This window comes from Autumnicola tepida, assembly GCF_031846485.1.
GTDB lineage: Bacteria > Bacteroidota > Bacteroidia > Flavobacteriales > Flavobacteriaceae > Autumnicola > Autumnicola tepida.
This window is the reverse complement of sequence record NZ_JAVRHQ010000023.1, coordinates 39638-54332: the sequence shown is the minus strand read 5'-3', so window position 1 is coordinate 54332 and position 14695 is coordinate 39638. Positions and strand designations below refer to the sequence as shown.

General features: G+C 38.3%; 9 protein-coding genes. 6 read left to right on the top strand and 3 right to left on the bottom strand.

The genetic code is table 11. The features are described 5' to 3' along the window. Positions 1-45 precede the first annotated feature (45 nt). Both RM553_RS15655 and uvrA read right to left on the bottom strand, forming a co-directional pair. Positions 46-735 carry an LOG family protein gene (locus tag RM553_RS15655; protein ID WP_311535890.1) on the bottom strand — a complete coding sequence of 230 codons (690 nt, stop codon included), beginning with the start codon at positions 733-735 and terminating at the stop codon, positions 46-48. 16 nt (positions 736-751) lie between these two features. Then, entirely contained in the window at positions 752-3583 is a 2832-nt protein-coding gene (gene uvrA, locus RM553_RS15650; protein ID WP_311535889.1) for an excinuclease ABC subunit UvrA, read from the bottom strand. A 338-nt stretch (positions 3584-3921) separates the two neighbouring features. Here uvrA and RM553_RS15645 point away from each other — a divergent pair, with 338 nt between their 5' ends. The 6 genes from RM553_RS15645 to RM553_RS15620 all read left to right on the top strand — a co-directional run bounded on the left by RM553_RS15645 (position 3922) and on the right by RM553_RS15620 (position 13825). Beyond that, positions 3922-5445 carry a hypothetical protein gene (locus tag RM553_RS15645; protein WP_311535888.1) on the top strand — a complete coding sequence of 508 codons (1524 nt, stop codon included), beginning with the start codon at positions 3922-3924 and terminating at the stop codon, positions 5443-5445. A gap of 535 nt (positions 5446-5980) precedes the next feature. Continuing rightward, entirely contained in the window at positions 5981-6994 is a 1014-nt protein-coding gene (locus RM553_RS15640; protein ID WP_311535887.1) for a LuxR C-terminal-related transcriptional regulator, read from the top strand. Between the two features lie 228 nt (positions 6995-7222). Next, entirely contained in the window at positions 7223-8845 is a 1623-nt protein-coding gene (locus RM553_RS15635; RefSeq protein WP_311535886.1) for a hypothetical protein, read from the top strand. A gap of 150 nt (positions 8846-8995) precedes the next feature. Next, positions 8996-10492: a hypothetical protein gene (locus RM553_RS15630; RefSeq protein WP_311535885.1), complete on the top strand. Its 1497-nt coding sequence runs from the start codon at positions 8996-8998 to the stop codon at positions 10490-10492. A gap of 146 nt (positions 10493-10638) precedes the next feature. Next, complete coding sequence (locus RM553_RS15625; protein WP_311535884.1) at positions 10639-12192, top strand: hypothetical protein; 1554 nt, start codon at positions 10639-10641, stop codon at positions 12190-12192. 577 nt (positions 12193-12769) lie between these two features. Continuing rightward, positions 12770-13825 (top strand): M12 family metallopeptidase, encoded by a 1056-nt coding sequence (locus tag RM553_RS15620; protein ID WP_311535883.1) that lies wholly within the window; start codon positions 12770-12772, stop codon positions 13823-13825. A gap of 185 nt (positions 13826-14010) precedes the next feature. On the opposite strand, the gene RM553_RS15615 is transcribed toward RM553_RS15620, so the two are convergent. After that, positions 14011-14604 (bottom strand): acyl carrier protein phosphodiesterase, encoded by a 594-nt coding sequence (locus RM553_RS15615; protein ID WP_311535882.1) that lies wholly within the window; start codon positions 14602-14604, stop codon positions 14011-14013. Positions 14605-14695 lie beyond the last annotated feature (91 nt).

The window sequence follows — 14695 nt, the reverse complement described above, 5'->3', positions numbered from 1 at the left end:
GGGCTAAGATAAACAAAGTTTCATAAGAGCTGTTATTATAATAAACTAGAAATTAGGGCTAAGATTGTATTCCGCATAAAATTTATCCAGTACTTCAATAACTTCATCTTCAGTATCTACAACCTGTACAAGATCTATGTCTGCAACACTTATGTTTTTGAAGCTATCGCAAAGGGTGGTTTTAATCCATTCCACCAGTCCGCTCCAAAAATCAGAACCTACAAGAATAATAGGAAATTTGTCGATTTTATGAGTTTGAATAAGGGTAATCGCTTCGAACAGTTCGTCTAAAGTTCCAAAGCCTCCGGGCATTACCACAAAACCCTGGGAATACTTTACGAACATTACTTTTCTTACAAAAAAGTAATCGAAGTCCAGGCTCTTGTCACTGTCTATATACGGATTATCATGCTGTTCAAAAGGCAGCTCGATATTTAGTCCCACAGAGGTGCCACCAGCAAGGTGCGCGCCTTTATTTCCGGCTTCCATTATTCCGGGGCCGCCGCCGGTAATCACGCCATAGCCATGGTCAACAATTTTCGCGGCGATCTTTTCAGTAAGTTTATAATACTTCTGGTCTGGCTTTGTTCTCGCCGAGCCAAAAATGGATACGCACGGGCCAATCTGGCTTAGCTTTTCATAGCCGTTCACAAATTCTCCCATTATTTTAAATATAGCCCAGGAATCATTTGTTTTTATCTCGTTCCAGGCTTTGTTTCCTTGTCTAGGTCTCATCTTAAAATTTAAATTTTTAATGCAATTCCTTCCTGAGGAATTTAGCAGTGTAACTTTTTTTATGCTTTGCAACTTCTTCCGGAGTGCCGGTAACAATTACTTTACCTCCATTTTTTCCACCTTCGTAGCCAATGTCTATAATATGGTCTGCCATTTTTATAACATCCATGTTATGCTCAATAATAAGAACGGTATTTCCTTTATTGGTAAGTTTATTAAGCACTTCCATCAGGACCCTTATATCTTCAAAATGTAAACCGGTGGTAGGTTCATCAAGAATATAAAAAGTATTTCCGGTGTCACGTTTAGAGAGTTCTGTGGCCAGTTTTATTCTTTGCGCTTCTCCACCCGAAAGGGTTGTGCTTTGCTGGCCAAGGGTAATATAACCCAATCCCACATCCTGAATGGTCTTCAGCTTACGGAAAATTTTTGGAATAGGTTCAAAAAACTGGGTAGCTTCATTAATGGTCATTTCCAGGACATCGGCAATAGATTTTCCTTTGTACCTGATTTCCAGGGTTTCCCTGTTGAAACGTTTGCCCTGGCAGGTTTCACATTCAACGTAAACATCGGGAAGAAAATTCATTTCGATTACCCGCAGCCCTCCGCCTTTGCAGGTTTCACATCTTCCTCCTTTAACATTAAAACTGAAACGGCCTGGTTTATAACCGCGAATCTGTGCTTCGGGAGTTTTGGTAAAGAGGCTTCTTATTTCTGAAAATACTCCTGTGTAAGTAGCGGGATTAGAGCGTGGGGTACGCCCAATAGGTGACTGGTTAATATCAATAACCTTATCTATATGCTCAAGTCCTTTGATGCTTTTATAGGGTTTTGGCACTTTTACGCCATTAAAGTAATGAGCGTTCATTATAGGATAAAGCGTTTCATTGATCAGGGTAGATTTACCACTTCCGGAAACCCCGGTAACCGCGATCATTTTACCCAAAGGTATTTTTACAGAAACATTTTTAAGGTTATTACCTGTGGCACCCTTCAGCTCAATGGTTTTACCGTTGCCTGAACGGCGTTCTTCAGGAACAGCGATCTCTTTTTTACCATTAAGATAAAGTGCGGTAAGGGTTTCGTGTTTTTTTAATTCTGAAGGTGGGCCTTCGCTAATTATTTCACCCCCGTGTTTACCCGCTCTGGGTCCAATGTCTATTACATGGTCTGCCCGCTCAATCATATCTTTATCGTGCTCAACAACTATAACAGTATTGCCAATATCCCGAAGGGAAACAAGGGAATTGATAAGCTTTTCATTATCGCGCTGGTGAAGGCCAATACTAGGTTCGTCCAGAATGTACAGCACTCCCACAAGTTGTGAGCCTATTTGTGTGGCAAGTCTAATTCTTTGCGCTTCTCCTCCCGAGAGGGACTTTGAGCCACGGTTAAGTGATAAATAGGTAAGGCCAACATCGGTCAGGAATTGCAGGCGCGTCCTTATTTCTTTTATAACCTCTGTGGCAATAAGTTTTTGTTTATCTGAAAGATGGTTTTCAAGTCCCTCAAACCATTCAGCCAGGTCTGCAATATCTTTTTGGGCAAGTTCCGCAATGTTCTGTTCATTGATTTTGAAGTATAAGGATTCCTTTCTCAGCCTTCCGCCTTCACAGGTGGGGCAGATAATCTTATCCATATATTCTTTCGCCCAACGCCTTAGGGAAATGGAGTCATTATTATTATAGGTGCTTTCTATAAAAGTGGCGACTCCTTCAAAATCAATTTTGTACTCACGGGTTATGCCCAGGGCTTTTGATTCTTTTGAAAATTTTTCTTTTCCGCCGTAAAGGATCATCTGCATTGCCTCTTTCGGAATTCCGGAGATAGGATCGGTAAGTTTAAAATCAAAACGTTCCGCTATTAATTCCAGTTGAGAAAAAACCCAATTTTTCTTTTGGGGCCCGTGCGGTGCAAGTCCTCCGTTCTTAACAGACTTACTGTCATCGGGAATAATTTTACTGATATTTACCTTATGCAAGGTGCCAATCCCGTTGCAACTGGGGCAGGCGCCTTTTGGGGAATTAAAACTGAAGGTATTGGGCTCCGGGTTTGGATAGGAGATTCCCGTGGTAGGACACATCAGGTTCCTGCTGAAGTACCTCACGTCCTCCGTTTCATGATCCAGGATCATTAACGTATCATCCCCGTGATACATAGCCGTTTTTATACTTTCATCAAGACGTTTTTGTCCGTCGGTTTTATCGTTAATCTGAAGCCGGTCAATAACAATTTCAATATCGTGGGTTTTATAACGGTCCAGTTTCATTCCTTTAACGATATCCCTTACTTCGCCATCCACACGTACTTTTACAAAACCTTGTTTGGAAATTTGCTCAAAAAGCTCACGATAATGGCCTTTTCGGGAACGGATTACCGGTGCCAGAACATTAACCCTTTTTCCGTTGAACTTTTTAATAATAAGGTCTTTGATCTGGGAATCGGTGTAACTAACCATTTTTTCTCCCGTATTGTAGCTGTAGGCGTCAGCCGCCCTTGCAAAAAGGAGCCTGAGAAAGTCATAAATCTCTGTAATGGTGCCTACGGTACTCCGTGGATTCTTACTCGTGGTTTTTTGCTCGATAGCAATAACCGGGGACAGTCCTTCAATTTTATCTACATCTGGTCTCTCAAGTCCCCCTAAAAACTGTCTGGCATAGGCCGAAAAGGTTTCAATATATCTTCGCTGGCCTTCAGCATAAATAGTGTCAAACGCCAGAGATGACTTTCCTGAACCTGATAAACCTGTAATTACAACTAATTTTTCCCGGGGGATACTAACATCAATATTCTTCAAATTGTGGACTCTCGCCCCCAATACTTCTATTTTTTCTTCGCTTTCCGCCATAAAATAAATCAAGGGGGCAAAGGTACTTAATGTGTTGCTAATTAAAAAGGAAGGTTTATTCCCTGAACGTTAATTTAGAACTAAATTCATATTTTAGAGGGGGAATGGCTAAAATTCAGCAGCGAACTTATAAACCGGCTTATTTTACGGGTTTTCCCCTATAATACAAATCTTTAATAACTTCTAATTTTAGTCAAGAACAGGAGCGGATATATCTTCCACTTCTTTTTCATGATAAAAATACAAAGGTTTAGCCCCTTTTTACCTGATGAATATGTCTTCTTATGGGCACCTGGCCGGCAAATGGTTCAGGTATAAATTTAATTTCGTTTTATATTATGAAAGACCTGAAGAATATTCGAGTTATAGCCATTTTACTTGTGTTTATTTTTGCTTCCTGCAGTAAGGAAGAAGGTGAAACTGCACAAGAGGATTCCGGAAAGGCCAGTATCTCTTTTAATACCCTGTTGCAAAATGTTTCGGCTAACAGGCTTATGGAAAGGCAATCTTCTTCCGGTATTCCCGAATGTTCATCAGCAGAACCGGCAACTGCAGTTGCACTTTTGTCGCTGGACGGAGTAGATATGGATCCTGTTACCGTTAATATTCTTTCTGATGACTTAGATGATGATGGTAACCTGGAGTATTATACAGATTACTCTGATGATCTGGAACTGGATCCTGATGTTTACATGTTGGAGGAATTTGTGGTTTATGATGAAGAAGGTAGTATTCTTTGGGTGGCACCTAGGATTGGGGAAGGGACAGAAGGGCTGGAAGATTTTATTGACAATCCGCTTCCAATAAGTATAAATCTTTCGGCAGGGGTTAAAAAATATATAGATGTAGAAGTGCTCTGTTATGATGAGCGAATGGCCAATGAGTATGGCTATCCCTTTTTTGAGCTTGTACAGGACAGGGTTTATGATCTTTGCTTCTTTGCTCAATATTGTTTTAATAATGTGGTTTACGCGGCAAATTATAGTCTTGAATTATACTATGTTAGAGAAGGAGAAGAGGATATTCAGCTTTATCCCCAAAATGATGTACCTGTAACTCCTTCAACAGGGATAGATGAAGAAGGAGAGTACTATGCCGATCCTCTATGTGTAAAAATACCTGCGCCACAATATGGGGAAGCAGATGATGAAGGCTATTTGTTTTTCAGGATTACCTTAATAGACTGGCCGGAGAATTATGGAGATATAGTGGACGGAGCCATTACACGGGAAGGGTATATCACCTGGGATCTTATTGAGATCCTTAGGGATACAGATGATAACCCTGCTACAGAGGATACCGATATGAGGTTTTTACAGTTCTACCTGAATTGTAGTAACCCTGGAGGAGGGGATTGTATTCCTACTCCCCAGGATGAAAATGGGGATTGTATTCCGGATAATTTGAATCAATACGGCTATTTGTTTTACGACCTTGAACCCACAGAAATAATAGACTTCTGTCTCTTTGGAAATTACTGTACTCCTAATGGCAGGCATTATCCCGCTTCTTATAGTATAGATGTCTGGAAATATGAAGAAGGAGAGGTAACAATTCAGCTTTATGATAACCTTTTATCTGAAGTTACCATGGTAGACGGGGAATATTCAGCAGAACCACTTTGTATAAATTTACCCGATGGGAGCGGCGAGGACGAGTACTATTTTGAAATAACCATACATGACACCGATGAGTATGATGTGGAAGAAGAAATAATCCGTGCAGGTGTAATTACAGATGCAGAGGTGCGGGCTCTTTTTTCAGGAGAAAGTAATGTGGAGTATTATCATTTCTTCTATGGTTGTGATCTGGAAGATGATCCGGCTTTGTTGAATAGCGTACCTTCCTCCACAGAAGAATAGGTTCTAATATCAACAACTATTCTAATCCAGTCTTATATTTATTCAAGAAGCGTATCAATTGATGCGCTTTTCTTTTTTTGTTGAAGTATAATCTGAATCTGGTTAAAGGTAAGGAGGGCTATTTTACCACCTGTAATGCATAGAGAGCCTTTTATGTGAAATTTTTCAGTTGCCCCACCTTTCCATTTCCTTTTAAAAACTCTGTTTAAAGACGTTCGTATAACGTTTTAGCCTTTTTTACAGAAAATTAAAAAGTTACAGCTTTGTTAATGAAAAAAGAAAAGATCTAAAAACTGGTTTCAAGCCTGTTAAAAAAGGATTCTTGACAGTCAGAAAAATTTGTTTTTGTAAGTATAATATTACTTAATTTTTTACATAAAAAATAGATTATCGTATATATTTGATAGTGTTATTAAGAAGTATTTATTTTTACTCCCCGCCTTTTAAGATATTCCTACTAGTATCTTTTTTTCGCCCCTTTCTTAAAAATTTGTTTAACTATTTGCCATTTGGTAAACTAAATTGTTAGAGAAAGATGAATGAGAAAAAACATTTACTTTTAATTTCTACAAGTCAAAAATTTATTAGGGAAATAAAAGAAGCTCTAAGCCTTCAGTTTGAAATAAGCGAAGCTACTTCTGTACATGCTGGTTATGGTGTTGCTATAAGTCTTTTACCAGATGTTATCATCATTGATAAGACTTCTTTTAGCTGCCCCAGTGATTTGAAAAACATCACCAATTACAAATCCACTCATTTTCTTGCTAAAAGCTGGCTCTTCCTATTCGTGGGAGAACTGGAAAAACAAGAAATGGAAGATAACTTTGCCAATATAGTAGATGAAGTAATTTCTGAAAGTACTTCAATAAATGCTTTATGTGAAAAGGTTATAAACAGAATATATGTAAAATCTTCTTTGTCTAATTACTGGAAAGATTGTTTTATGGGTATGTTTAATCTTATGGTGAAGCCAGTGGTTCTTTTGGAAGGGAATACCATTCTAGCCATGAATGATGCCTTTAAAAAGACTTTCAAGGTTAAAGCCGCAGAGAATGTAAGGCTTACAGATTTTGTGAATGTGGAGAATAAAGCAAAGGTACAGGCAAGTTTAAGGAATTTTTCCAGGGGTAAGCATCTTAAAGCCGTTACTAAAACAAATCTCCTGTTACAAAATGATAAGGTAAGAGAGGCGAAAATAAGTTTTTCAAAACTTAGCAATGGCCTTGGAGATCAGTTTGTCATGATGATAGATTTTTCTGGAGAGGAGGTTTTTCTTTATGAAGAAGTAGGAACTGCTTCTGCAAAAGTAGAAGAAAGCTTTACAAGTACTAGCACTCAGTGTGATTTTAGTTTCACTAAGAGGGAAAAGGAAATAATCGAACTTCTTTGCAAAGGGTACAAGACAAAGGAGATTTCTTCCACATTATTTATATCTCCAAAAACAATAGAAAAACACCGCTCCAATATTATAAAGAGAACAAAATCTGACACCATACTGGAAAGTATTATTTATGCAATTAATCATAATCTGGTAGAAATCAATGCCTGAGAATTCCATAGCCCTTATAGGTGCCGGAACGAAAATAGGGGTTTTCCCCCATAGCCATACAGCAGTTTTAAAATTACATTTACATTGAGATAAGAAAGAGTCACCCCACTTCCAAAATCTTATTAAAGCCAAAAAAGAATTACCCCAACAAAGAAATGAGCTAAGCCTTTTATTGGGAAAAGTATGCAAATTATTAACCATTCTACATATTATTTAAAAGTTCAAGTTATGGGGAAAATAAAACTACCTCTTCTAATATTGGCACTTATTGCCATTTGTTTAACTTCCTGTAGCACAGAAGAAACAGATGTTACCAGCAAGGAAACTGAACAGGCTACCTTGTCCTTTGGTGCTACTCTTAATGATCTTATGAATAACAGGTCCCAAAATAAACAACATTTTTCAGATCTTCCTGAATGTTCTGATGCGGCACCCTCTTCTGTTATGGTGGTCTTGTCCAGGAATGGTGTGGCAATGGAGCCTGTGACATTGGAGATTTTGTCTGATGATTTAGATGATGATGGTACTATCGACTATTTTACCGATTATTCACAGGAGCTGGAGCTGGAGGCAGGTACTTATATGCTGGAGGAATTTATTGTTTATGATTCTGAAGAAAATATCATCTGGATCGCTCCAAGAGATGAGGAAGAATCTGGAATATTTGATGGGTATGTTGCCAATCCACTCCCTATGACTATAAACCTAGGTGCCGGGGTTAAAAAATATGTAGATGTTGAAGTTCTTTGTTATGATAACCGTGAGGTGAGCCAGTATGGATATTTATTCTTTGACCTGATTCCCCGCGAACTCAAAGAATTCTGCGTTTTTGCAAATTATTGTACCAATAACGGAAGGCATTATACTGCCAATTACAGTCTGGAAGTATGGTATGTGAGAGATGGGGAAAATGATATTCAGCTTTATCCTCGTGGCAATGCTGGTTCCCCTGTTACAGGAATTGATGTTAATGGTGATTATTATGCTGAACCTCTATGTGTGGTAATTCCCACTCCCCAGTTTGGAGAAGAAGCCGATGAAGATTATCTGTACTACAAATTAACCCTTCTGGACTGGCCAAATAATTATGGCGATATAGAAGATGGAGTTCAAACAGAAGAAGGCTATCTCACATGGCAGGAAGTGGAAGATCTTCTGGATACAGATGATAACCCCGAAACAGAAGATGCTTTTATAGATTATCTACATATCTTTTTTAACTGCAATGATACCCCGGGAGAAGATTGTCCTGCAGGTCCGGGAGATTTGGATGGAGATTGTGTGCCAGACAATGATGATATCTGTCCTGGTTACGATGATAATATTGATAGTGACGGAGATGGTATTCCCGATGGATGTGACATTTGTGAAGATGGGGATGATAATGTGGATGAAAACCAGAACGGTATTCCTGATGCTTGCGACTATGTACCTCCTGGTAATGATTGTGAGACTGCATTTATGTTAGGTAATCACACTTTCATTAGTCTTGGATTAACTAATAAAAGATGGGGGTGGGCAGAGCATTTTACAGGAATTGATGGCTCTTATACTTATCCACTTTACGCGGGAGCAGGTCAAAACGACTATCAAAATAAAGGCTATCAGGCAGGGAATATAATTATTACTGTCACTGGGACTAATATAGAGGTGGAGTTTGATCTATTTAGTGGAGTTACTATTGATGAAACCCACATATTTTTTAATGATTCTTCAGCACCAACCACTATTGCACCAGGACAGTATGGTAATACAGATGAAAATCCAAACATTTTAGGGGAAACATATAGTTTCACTTATAGTGGAGATGGGGATTTCTGGATCATAGTCCACGCAGCAAGTTGTCAATAATAGAATGCAATTCATGCTCAAAATAATTCAGGATGAAATCATCATTATGGCTTCTGCAACTAATGAGAATTAAGAGAACCGGGGAGGATCTCCGGAGATTCAAATATTTATTAACCATTTTAAATATTCTATTAACCTAAATTTTTAATTATGAAACACTTTAGAATTACATTAATGTCAATTGCCATGATGGCACTTCTTTTTAGCTCCTGTAGCAAAGAGGAAAGCGAAGGAATGGATGAAACTTCGCAAAAAGCCAGCCTATCTTTTGGGGCTACTTTAAATGACCTGTTAAACAGGAGAGCCGACACAAAACAACATTTTTCTGATCTCCCTGAATGCTCAGATGCTGCACCTGCAAGTGTGATGGTGGTTCTTTCCTCTGGTGGAGTAGAGATGGATCCTGTAACACTTGATGTTTTATCTGATGACCTGGATGATGATGGTATGATGGATTATTATACCGATTACTCTGATGATTTGGAGTTGACTCCTGGTACCTATGAGCTGGAAGAATTTATTGTGTATGATGCAGAGGATAATATTATCTGGATTGCTCCCATAGATGATGATGACAGCGGTGAGTTTGACGGCTATGTTGTAGATGCACTTCCTATTACTATCAATCTTGGTGCAGGAGTTAAAAAATATGTTGATGTTGAAGTGTTATGCTACGATCAACGTGTTGTTAATCAATATGGATACCTGTTCTTTGACTTTGAAGGAAAAGAAATCATCGATTTCTGTATTTTCGGAAACTTCTGTCCTCCTAATGGAAGACATTATGTGGCATCCTACAGCGTAGATGTTTGGAATTATGTAGATGGCGAGACTACTGAGCAGCTTTACGATGATGTTACTGCCGAAGTTGTAATGGACGCAAACGGAGACTATATGGCTAATCCAGTATGTTTCCAATTGCCTGATGGTGAAGGTGATGATGAGTATTATTTTGAAATTACCATTCATGAAACTGATGAATACTCAACAACTGAAAGAATTATCCGTGCAGGAACTATTACTGATACAGAAGTGAGATCCTTCTTTGATGGAGATGACAATCTGGAATACTATCATTTCTTCTATGGAGGTTGTAACCAGCCAGATAATCCACCAGTATTCCCAGACCCTCAGGATGAAGCTATGAATTACAAGGCTTGCCTGAAGGATTTAAATGATTCCGGAGCAATTGCATTCTCTTATGCAAGACTTGAAGGTAATACATTGTTTACTTCCGTATTAGCTTATAATGTGGAGCCTGGAGAAATGCATCCACAACATATCCATGGATTTACAGAGGGATCTGACGTAGAAGAAATGGGAGCTTCCTGTCCAGATATGTCTGATGATGCCATAGTTAATGGTGGTAATAATAACGGGTTTATTGAAATAGGAGAAGGAGCATCAGATTATGGTCCAGTTCAACTAGCTCTTACTACTGATGGTACCAATTTCCCTGTTGCTACAGGCGGTATGTATTTCTATGAGCGCACTTACAACTTAAGTAATGCAGATCTTGAACTGGTAACCCCGCTTGATAAGAAAGTAGTGGTTATACATGGTCTTGATGTAGATCTTGACGGAGTAGGAGGAGAAGAGTATGAAGCTTCGCTTCCAATTGCATGTGGAGCATATATCATGCAGTAATGATTTGCTTTCTCCCTAATTACATTATTTAGGGAGAGGTGAAACTGATTTAGGGAATTGAGCATCCTAATAACAACGAGGATGCTCATTCTCCTAAATTATAATCTTTTATACCATTCTATTTTTAATAACTAAAATAATAAATTATGAAAGGCTTTAAATTGTTGATTGCCTTTATTGCGGCAATTACTATGCTATTTACCTCCTGTAGCAAGGAAGAAACAAATTCCCCGCTAGATGATGGAGAAACTGCTACTTTGTCCTTTGGGGCTACACTAAATAATCTTCTTAATAATCGTTCTCAAACCAAACAACATTTTTCTGATCTTCCAGAATGTTCAGATGCTGCTCCTGCCACTGTTATGGTAGTGCTTTCTCAAGGTGGTGTGGAAATGGATCCAGTTATCCTTGATGTTCTTTCAGACGATCTGGATGATGATGGAATTATGGATTATTATACTGATTATTCTGAAGACCTGGAATTAACACCAGGTTCTTATGAACTGGAAGAGTTTATCGTTTATGATGCTTCTGATAATATCATATGGATAGCTCCTATTGATGCAGATGATAGTGGCGAATTTGAAGGTTATGTTATGGATCCTCTACCAATGACCATAGAATTGGGCCCTGGCGTTAAAAAATATGTAGATGTTGAAGTGTTGTGTTATGACAGCCGAATGGTTAATCAATATGGCTACTTGTTTTTTGACATTATCAGCAAGGAATTATATGACCTATGCTTCTTTGTGAACTACTGTACAGAAAACGGCAGACATTATACCGCCAATTACAGCCTGGACCTGTGGTACGTTGGAGACGACAATAATATAGCCCTTTATGAAGATTCTGAACTTTCCGAGGAAATGTTGGGTGTAAATCAATATGGAGACTATTATGCAGATCCAATGTGTTTGGTAATCCCGGCACCAAGTTTTGGTGAAGCTAGTGGTGATGATTACCTGTATTATGAAATTACCATTCTGGATTGGGAAGGGAATTATGGAGATGTGGAAGACGGCGCTATCACAAAATCCGGATATCTCTCCTGGGACGATGTAGAAGGCATGTTTGATGCAGATAACAGTGATTATACAGATTACTGGCATGTCTTTGTTGGCTGCGGTCAAGATGATGACGGAGGTAACGGTAACGGTAATGGAGGTAATGATTGTGACGCTACAGATCCTAATGAAGATTGTGATGATGATGGAATATCGAATGAATGTGACCCTGATGCAGCAAACTGGGCTCAATGGGATTGTGACAATGATGGTGTTCCTAACGGCGAAGATGATTGTGAAGGTACTGCCGAGGGTGTTGATGTAGATGAAAATGGCTGCCCTGTAGAGGAAGAAGAAGGTTGCCTTGGAGATCCTGCCACAGGATGTGTAACTGCGACTTTTTCTGGAACAGTAAACAGTAATATACCGGTGCCTTTGCTTTACGACGGAGATGAAATAGGAACAATGACTTTTACCATTGAAGAAGATGGAGATTTGTCTGTGGGTGTAGTTTTTCTTGTTGCAGGAGGTTGGGCTATGGATGGCCTGGAAGTTACTGTAAACGAAAACACACCTGTTTGTTTCGATACCAGTTTGCAAACTGTGTCTTATCTTGAAATAGTAGATGGCAATTTTAGCTATTCTTTAGATATTGATCTGGAGGCTAATATATGTGGTATTGCTCCTCCTCAATAATGGAGAAGTTGTTATTGATTGCTGAATTATTAGAACTATAAATAAAATCTCACAGGCAAGAATATGTCCTGTGGGATTTTAAGTAGCTCAAAACCTTAAATGAAGCTTAAAAGAGTGAATTTCAACCTTCTTCTTAATTATTATACCGGGGGGTGACTAATTTTTGAAAAGGTTGATTTTCTTTACCATCTCAGTTTTTAATAATTGGATGGTATAGAAGAGGCCGTTCGGATAATTCCGGGCGGCTTTTTTTGTTAAAATTAACCAAAAATTTTCTGAAAGGGTTTTTCTGCTTTATGTTGGGCAAAATTAATTTGGAGTACATTTTTCATACCGCTCTATATTGTGTCGAAGTTCTTTAAAATAAAGGTGTTTAATGTCTGTGCAAAATCAAAATGAGCATTTGATGACCAGCTCAGGTTGTAGGTTTAATTTCTTTATGTAGGATCTGTAGGAATTTAATTGTTAAATAATTAGAGCGAAATTGGCCCCTGTTTTATGGTATGAAGCTTGTAAATCCCTAATCAAAAATTTATTAATCGGGACTAGGTGTTCCCTAAAAACAAAAACCCTACTTATGACAAAATTTAAGTTTCTTTATTTACTACCTGTGCTTGGAATGTTAGCCTGTAGTGAAGACCCGCTTTCTGAAAATCCTGAAATAGAAAGCTTACCCCAGGAAAATGAATTTAACCAAAATTTAACAGAAGTAGCTTACCCAGACACCAAGGGAAATGTTTCCAGTGTCTACTATGCAGGACAAAAACTGCCTGTGGCCGAAATCAATGGGAAATATGTATATCAGGGAGATATTCTACTTCCGAAAAGTAAAGCCACAACACATTATGAAAATTTAATATTTGAAGAAGGCCAGGCTCCTGCTACAAAAAGTACAGGAAGAACTTCAGGGATGTGGGAAGATAACACCGTTTATTATTCCATTGACTCAAATCTACCAAATAAGGATAGAGTTTATGACGCTATTAAGCACTGGGAAACCAACACGCCTCTTACCTTTATAGAAAGATCTGGAGAATCGAGCTATATTTATTTTACACCTGGCTCAGGATGTTCTTCTTATATTGGGCAGATTGGTGGAAGACAGGAAATTACCCTTGCATCTGGTTGCAGCACCGGAAACACTATTCACGAGATAGGTCATGCTGTAGGCTTATGGCATGAGCAGAGCCGGATGGACAGAGATAACCATATCACCATCAATTATGAAAACGTTCAGAGGGGTATGGAATATAATTTCGAAACCTATGCCGAGGGTGGATATGATGGAGAAGAGTTTACTTCTAATCTTGATTTCGGATCGATCATGATGTATAGCTCTTATTCCTTTTCCAGCAATGGACAACCAACTATAGTGAAGAAAAACGGTAGTACGTTTTCCGTTCAAAGAAGTGAATTATCCAATGGCGATATTCGCGGAATAGAGAGCATGTATCCTTCTATTGAGCAGAAGCCGGAAAAACCTGAAGAACCTTCTACCCCAAATTACATAAACGGAGAATACTACACCCTTTATGGTTTAACTGTTTTAAGATACTATGATTCATGGTATTACGGTTCCAGGTTTGGATGGAGAAAAATTAAACTTGTAAATGGTAATTGGTACTGGGCATAATCACCAAAAAGAATTTCGACATGAAAAACCGGCCACTAGCGCCGGTTTTTTTATGTTGTTCCTAAAATTGTGTAAAAATCCCCATGAGGTGAGAACAATTTCCACAGTTTTATTTGGGGAATTTTTAACTTCTTCCAGAGATGAAATTTTAACATTATCTGTAGAAATTTTTTTATCCGGTATTATTACTGTTTATCCAGATCTGATAGCTTGCTTTTACTAAACACGATTAAGTCCTTAAAAAACAATTTAAATTCTTTTCCAAAATCAGAATAATACTCTTGAAGTTCCTTAACCGCCTGTTGCATATTTGATTTTCCTTTGGTCCTTACGTTCATTTGATAAAGGATTTTTTCAATTCCTTCAATGCTGGAATAGTTTAACAGCCAGTTATCCCTTATCATGAAAGGAAGAAAAGCCTGGACCTTTTCAGGGAGCAAATCCAAATTTTTATTCAGAAGGCCATAGAAAGCATCAACATAGATATCTAATGGAATATCTGAATAAACTTCCCAGTTTGCTGCCAGGAAGTGATCATATAAAATATCAACAATAACAGTACTATAATGGCTATATTTTTTAAAGAGCCTGTGAGTGCTTTTTTTAACAACCGGGTGTGTATCAGTATAAAAGTCTATAGCCCGGTGCAAAATTATGCCTTTTTGAACAAGGCCAGGATAGGAAAGATAGCTGTTGCCTTTAACAGAGTCAGCGATAAAATTGCCAATTTTCACCTGCTCGTTATTCCCGGAAAGATAAATATGTGCTAAAAAGTTCATTTTTGAATATACTAATTAATAATGTGCTGTTTAATTTTTGTTAAGTTTTGGGAGCGCGCAGCTCAAGCTTATATCTTTGCCATTGTGAAAA

Coding starts and splice junctions, on each gene's coding strand:
- RM553_RS15655 (WP_311535890.1), bottom strand. CDS start 735: ATGAGACCTAGACAAGGAAACAAAGCCTGGAACGAGATAAAAACAAAT.
- uvrA (WP_311535889.1), bottom strand. CDS start 3,583: ATGGCGGAAAGCGAAGAAAAAATAGAAGTATTGGGGGCGAGAGTCCAC.
- RM553_RS15645 (WP_311535888.1), top strand. CDS start 3,922: ATGAAAGACCTGAAGAATATTCGAGTTATAGCCATTTTACTTGTGTTT.
- RM553_RS15640 (WP_311535887.1), top strand. CDS start 5,981: ATGAATGAGAAAAAACATTTACTTTTAATTTCTACAAGTCAAAAATTT.
- RM553_RS15635 (WP_311535886.1), top strand. CDS start 7,223: ATGGGGAAAATAAAACTACCTCTTCTAATATTGGCACTTATTGCCATT.
- RM553_RS15630 (WP_311535885.1), top strand. CDS start 8,996: ATGAAACACTTTAGAATTACATTAATGTCAATTGCCATGATGGCACTT.
- RM553_RS15625 (WP_311535884.1), top strand. CDS start 10,639: ATGAAAGGCTTTAAATTGTTGATTGCCTTTATTGCGGCAATTACTATG.
- RM553_RS15620 (WP_311535883.1), top strand. CDS start 12,770: ATGACAAAATTTAAGTTTCTTTATTTACTACCTGTGCTTGGAATGTTA.
- RM553_RS15615 (WP_311535882.1), bottom strand. CDS start 14,604: ATGAACTTTTTAGCACATATTTATCTTTCCGGGAATAACGAGCAGGTG.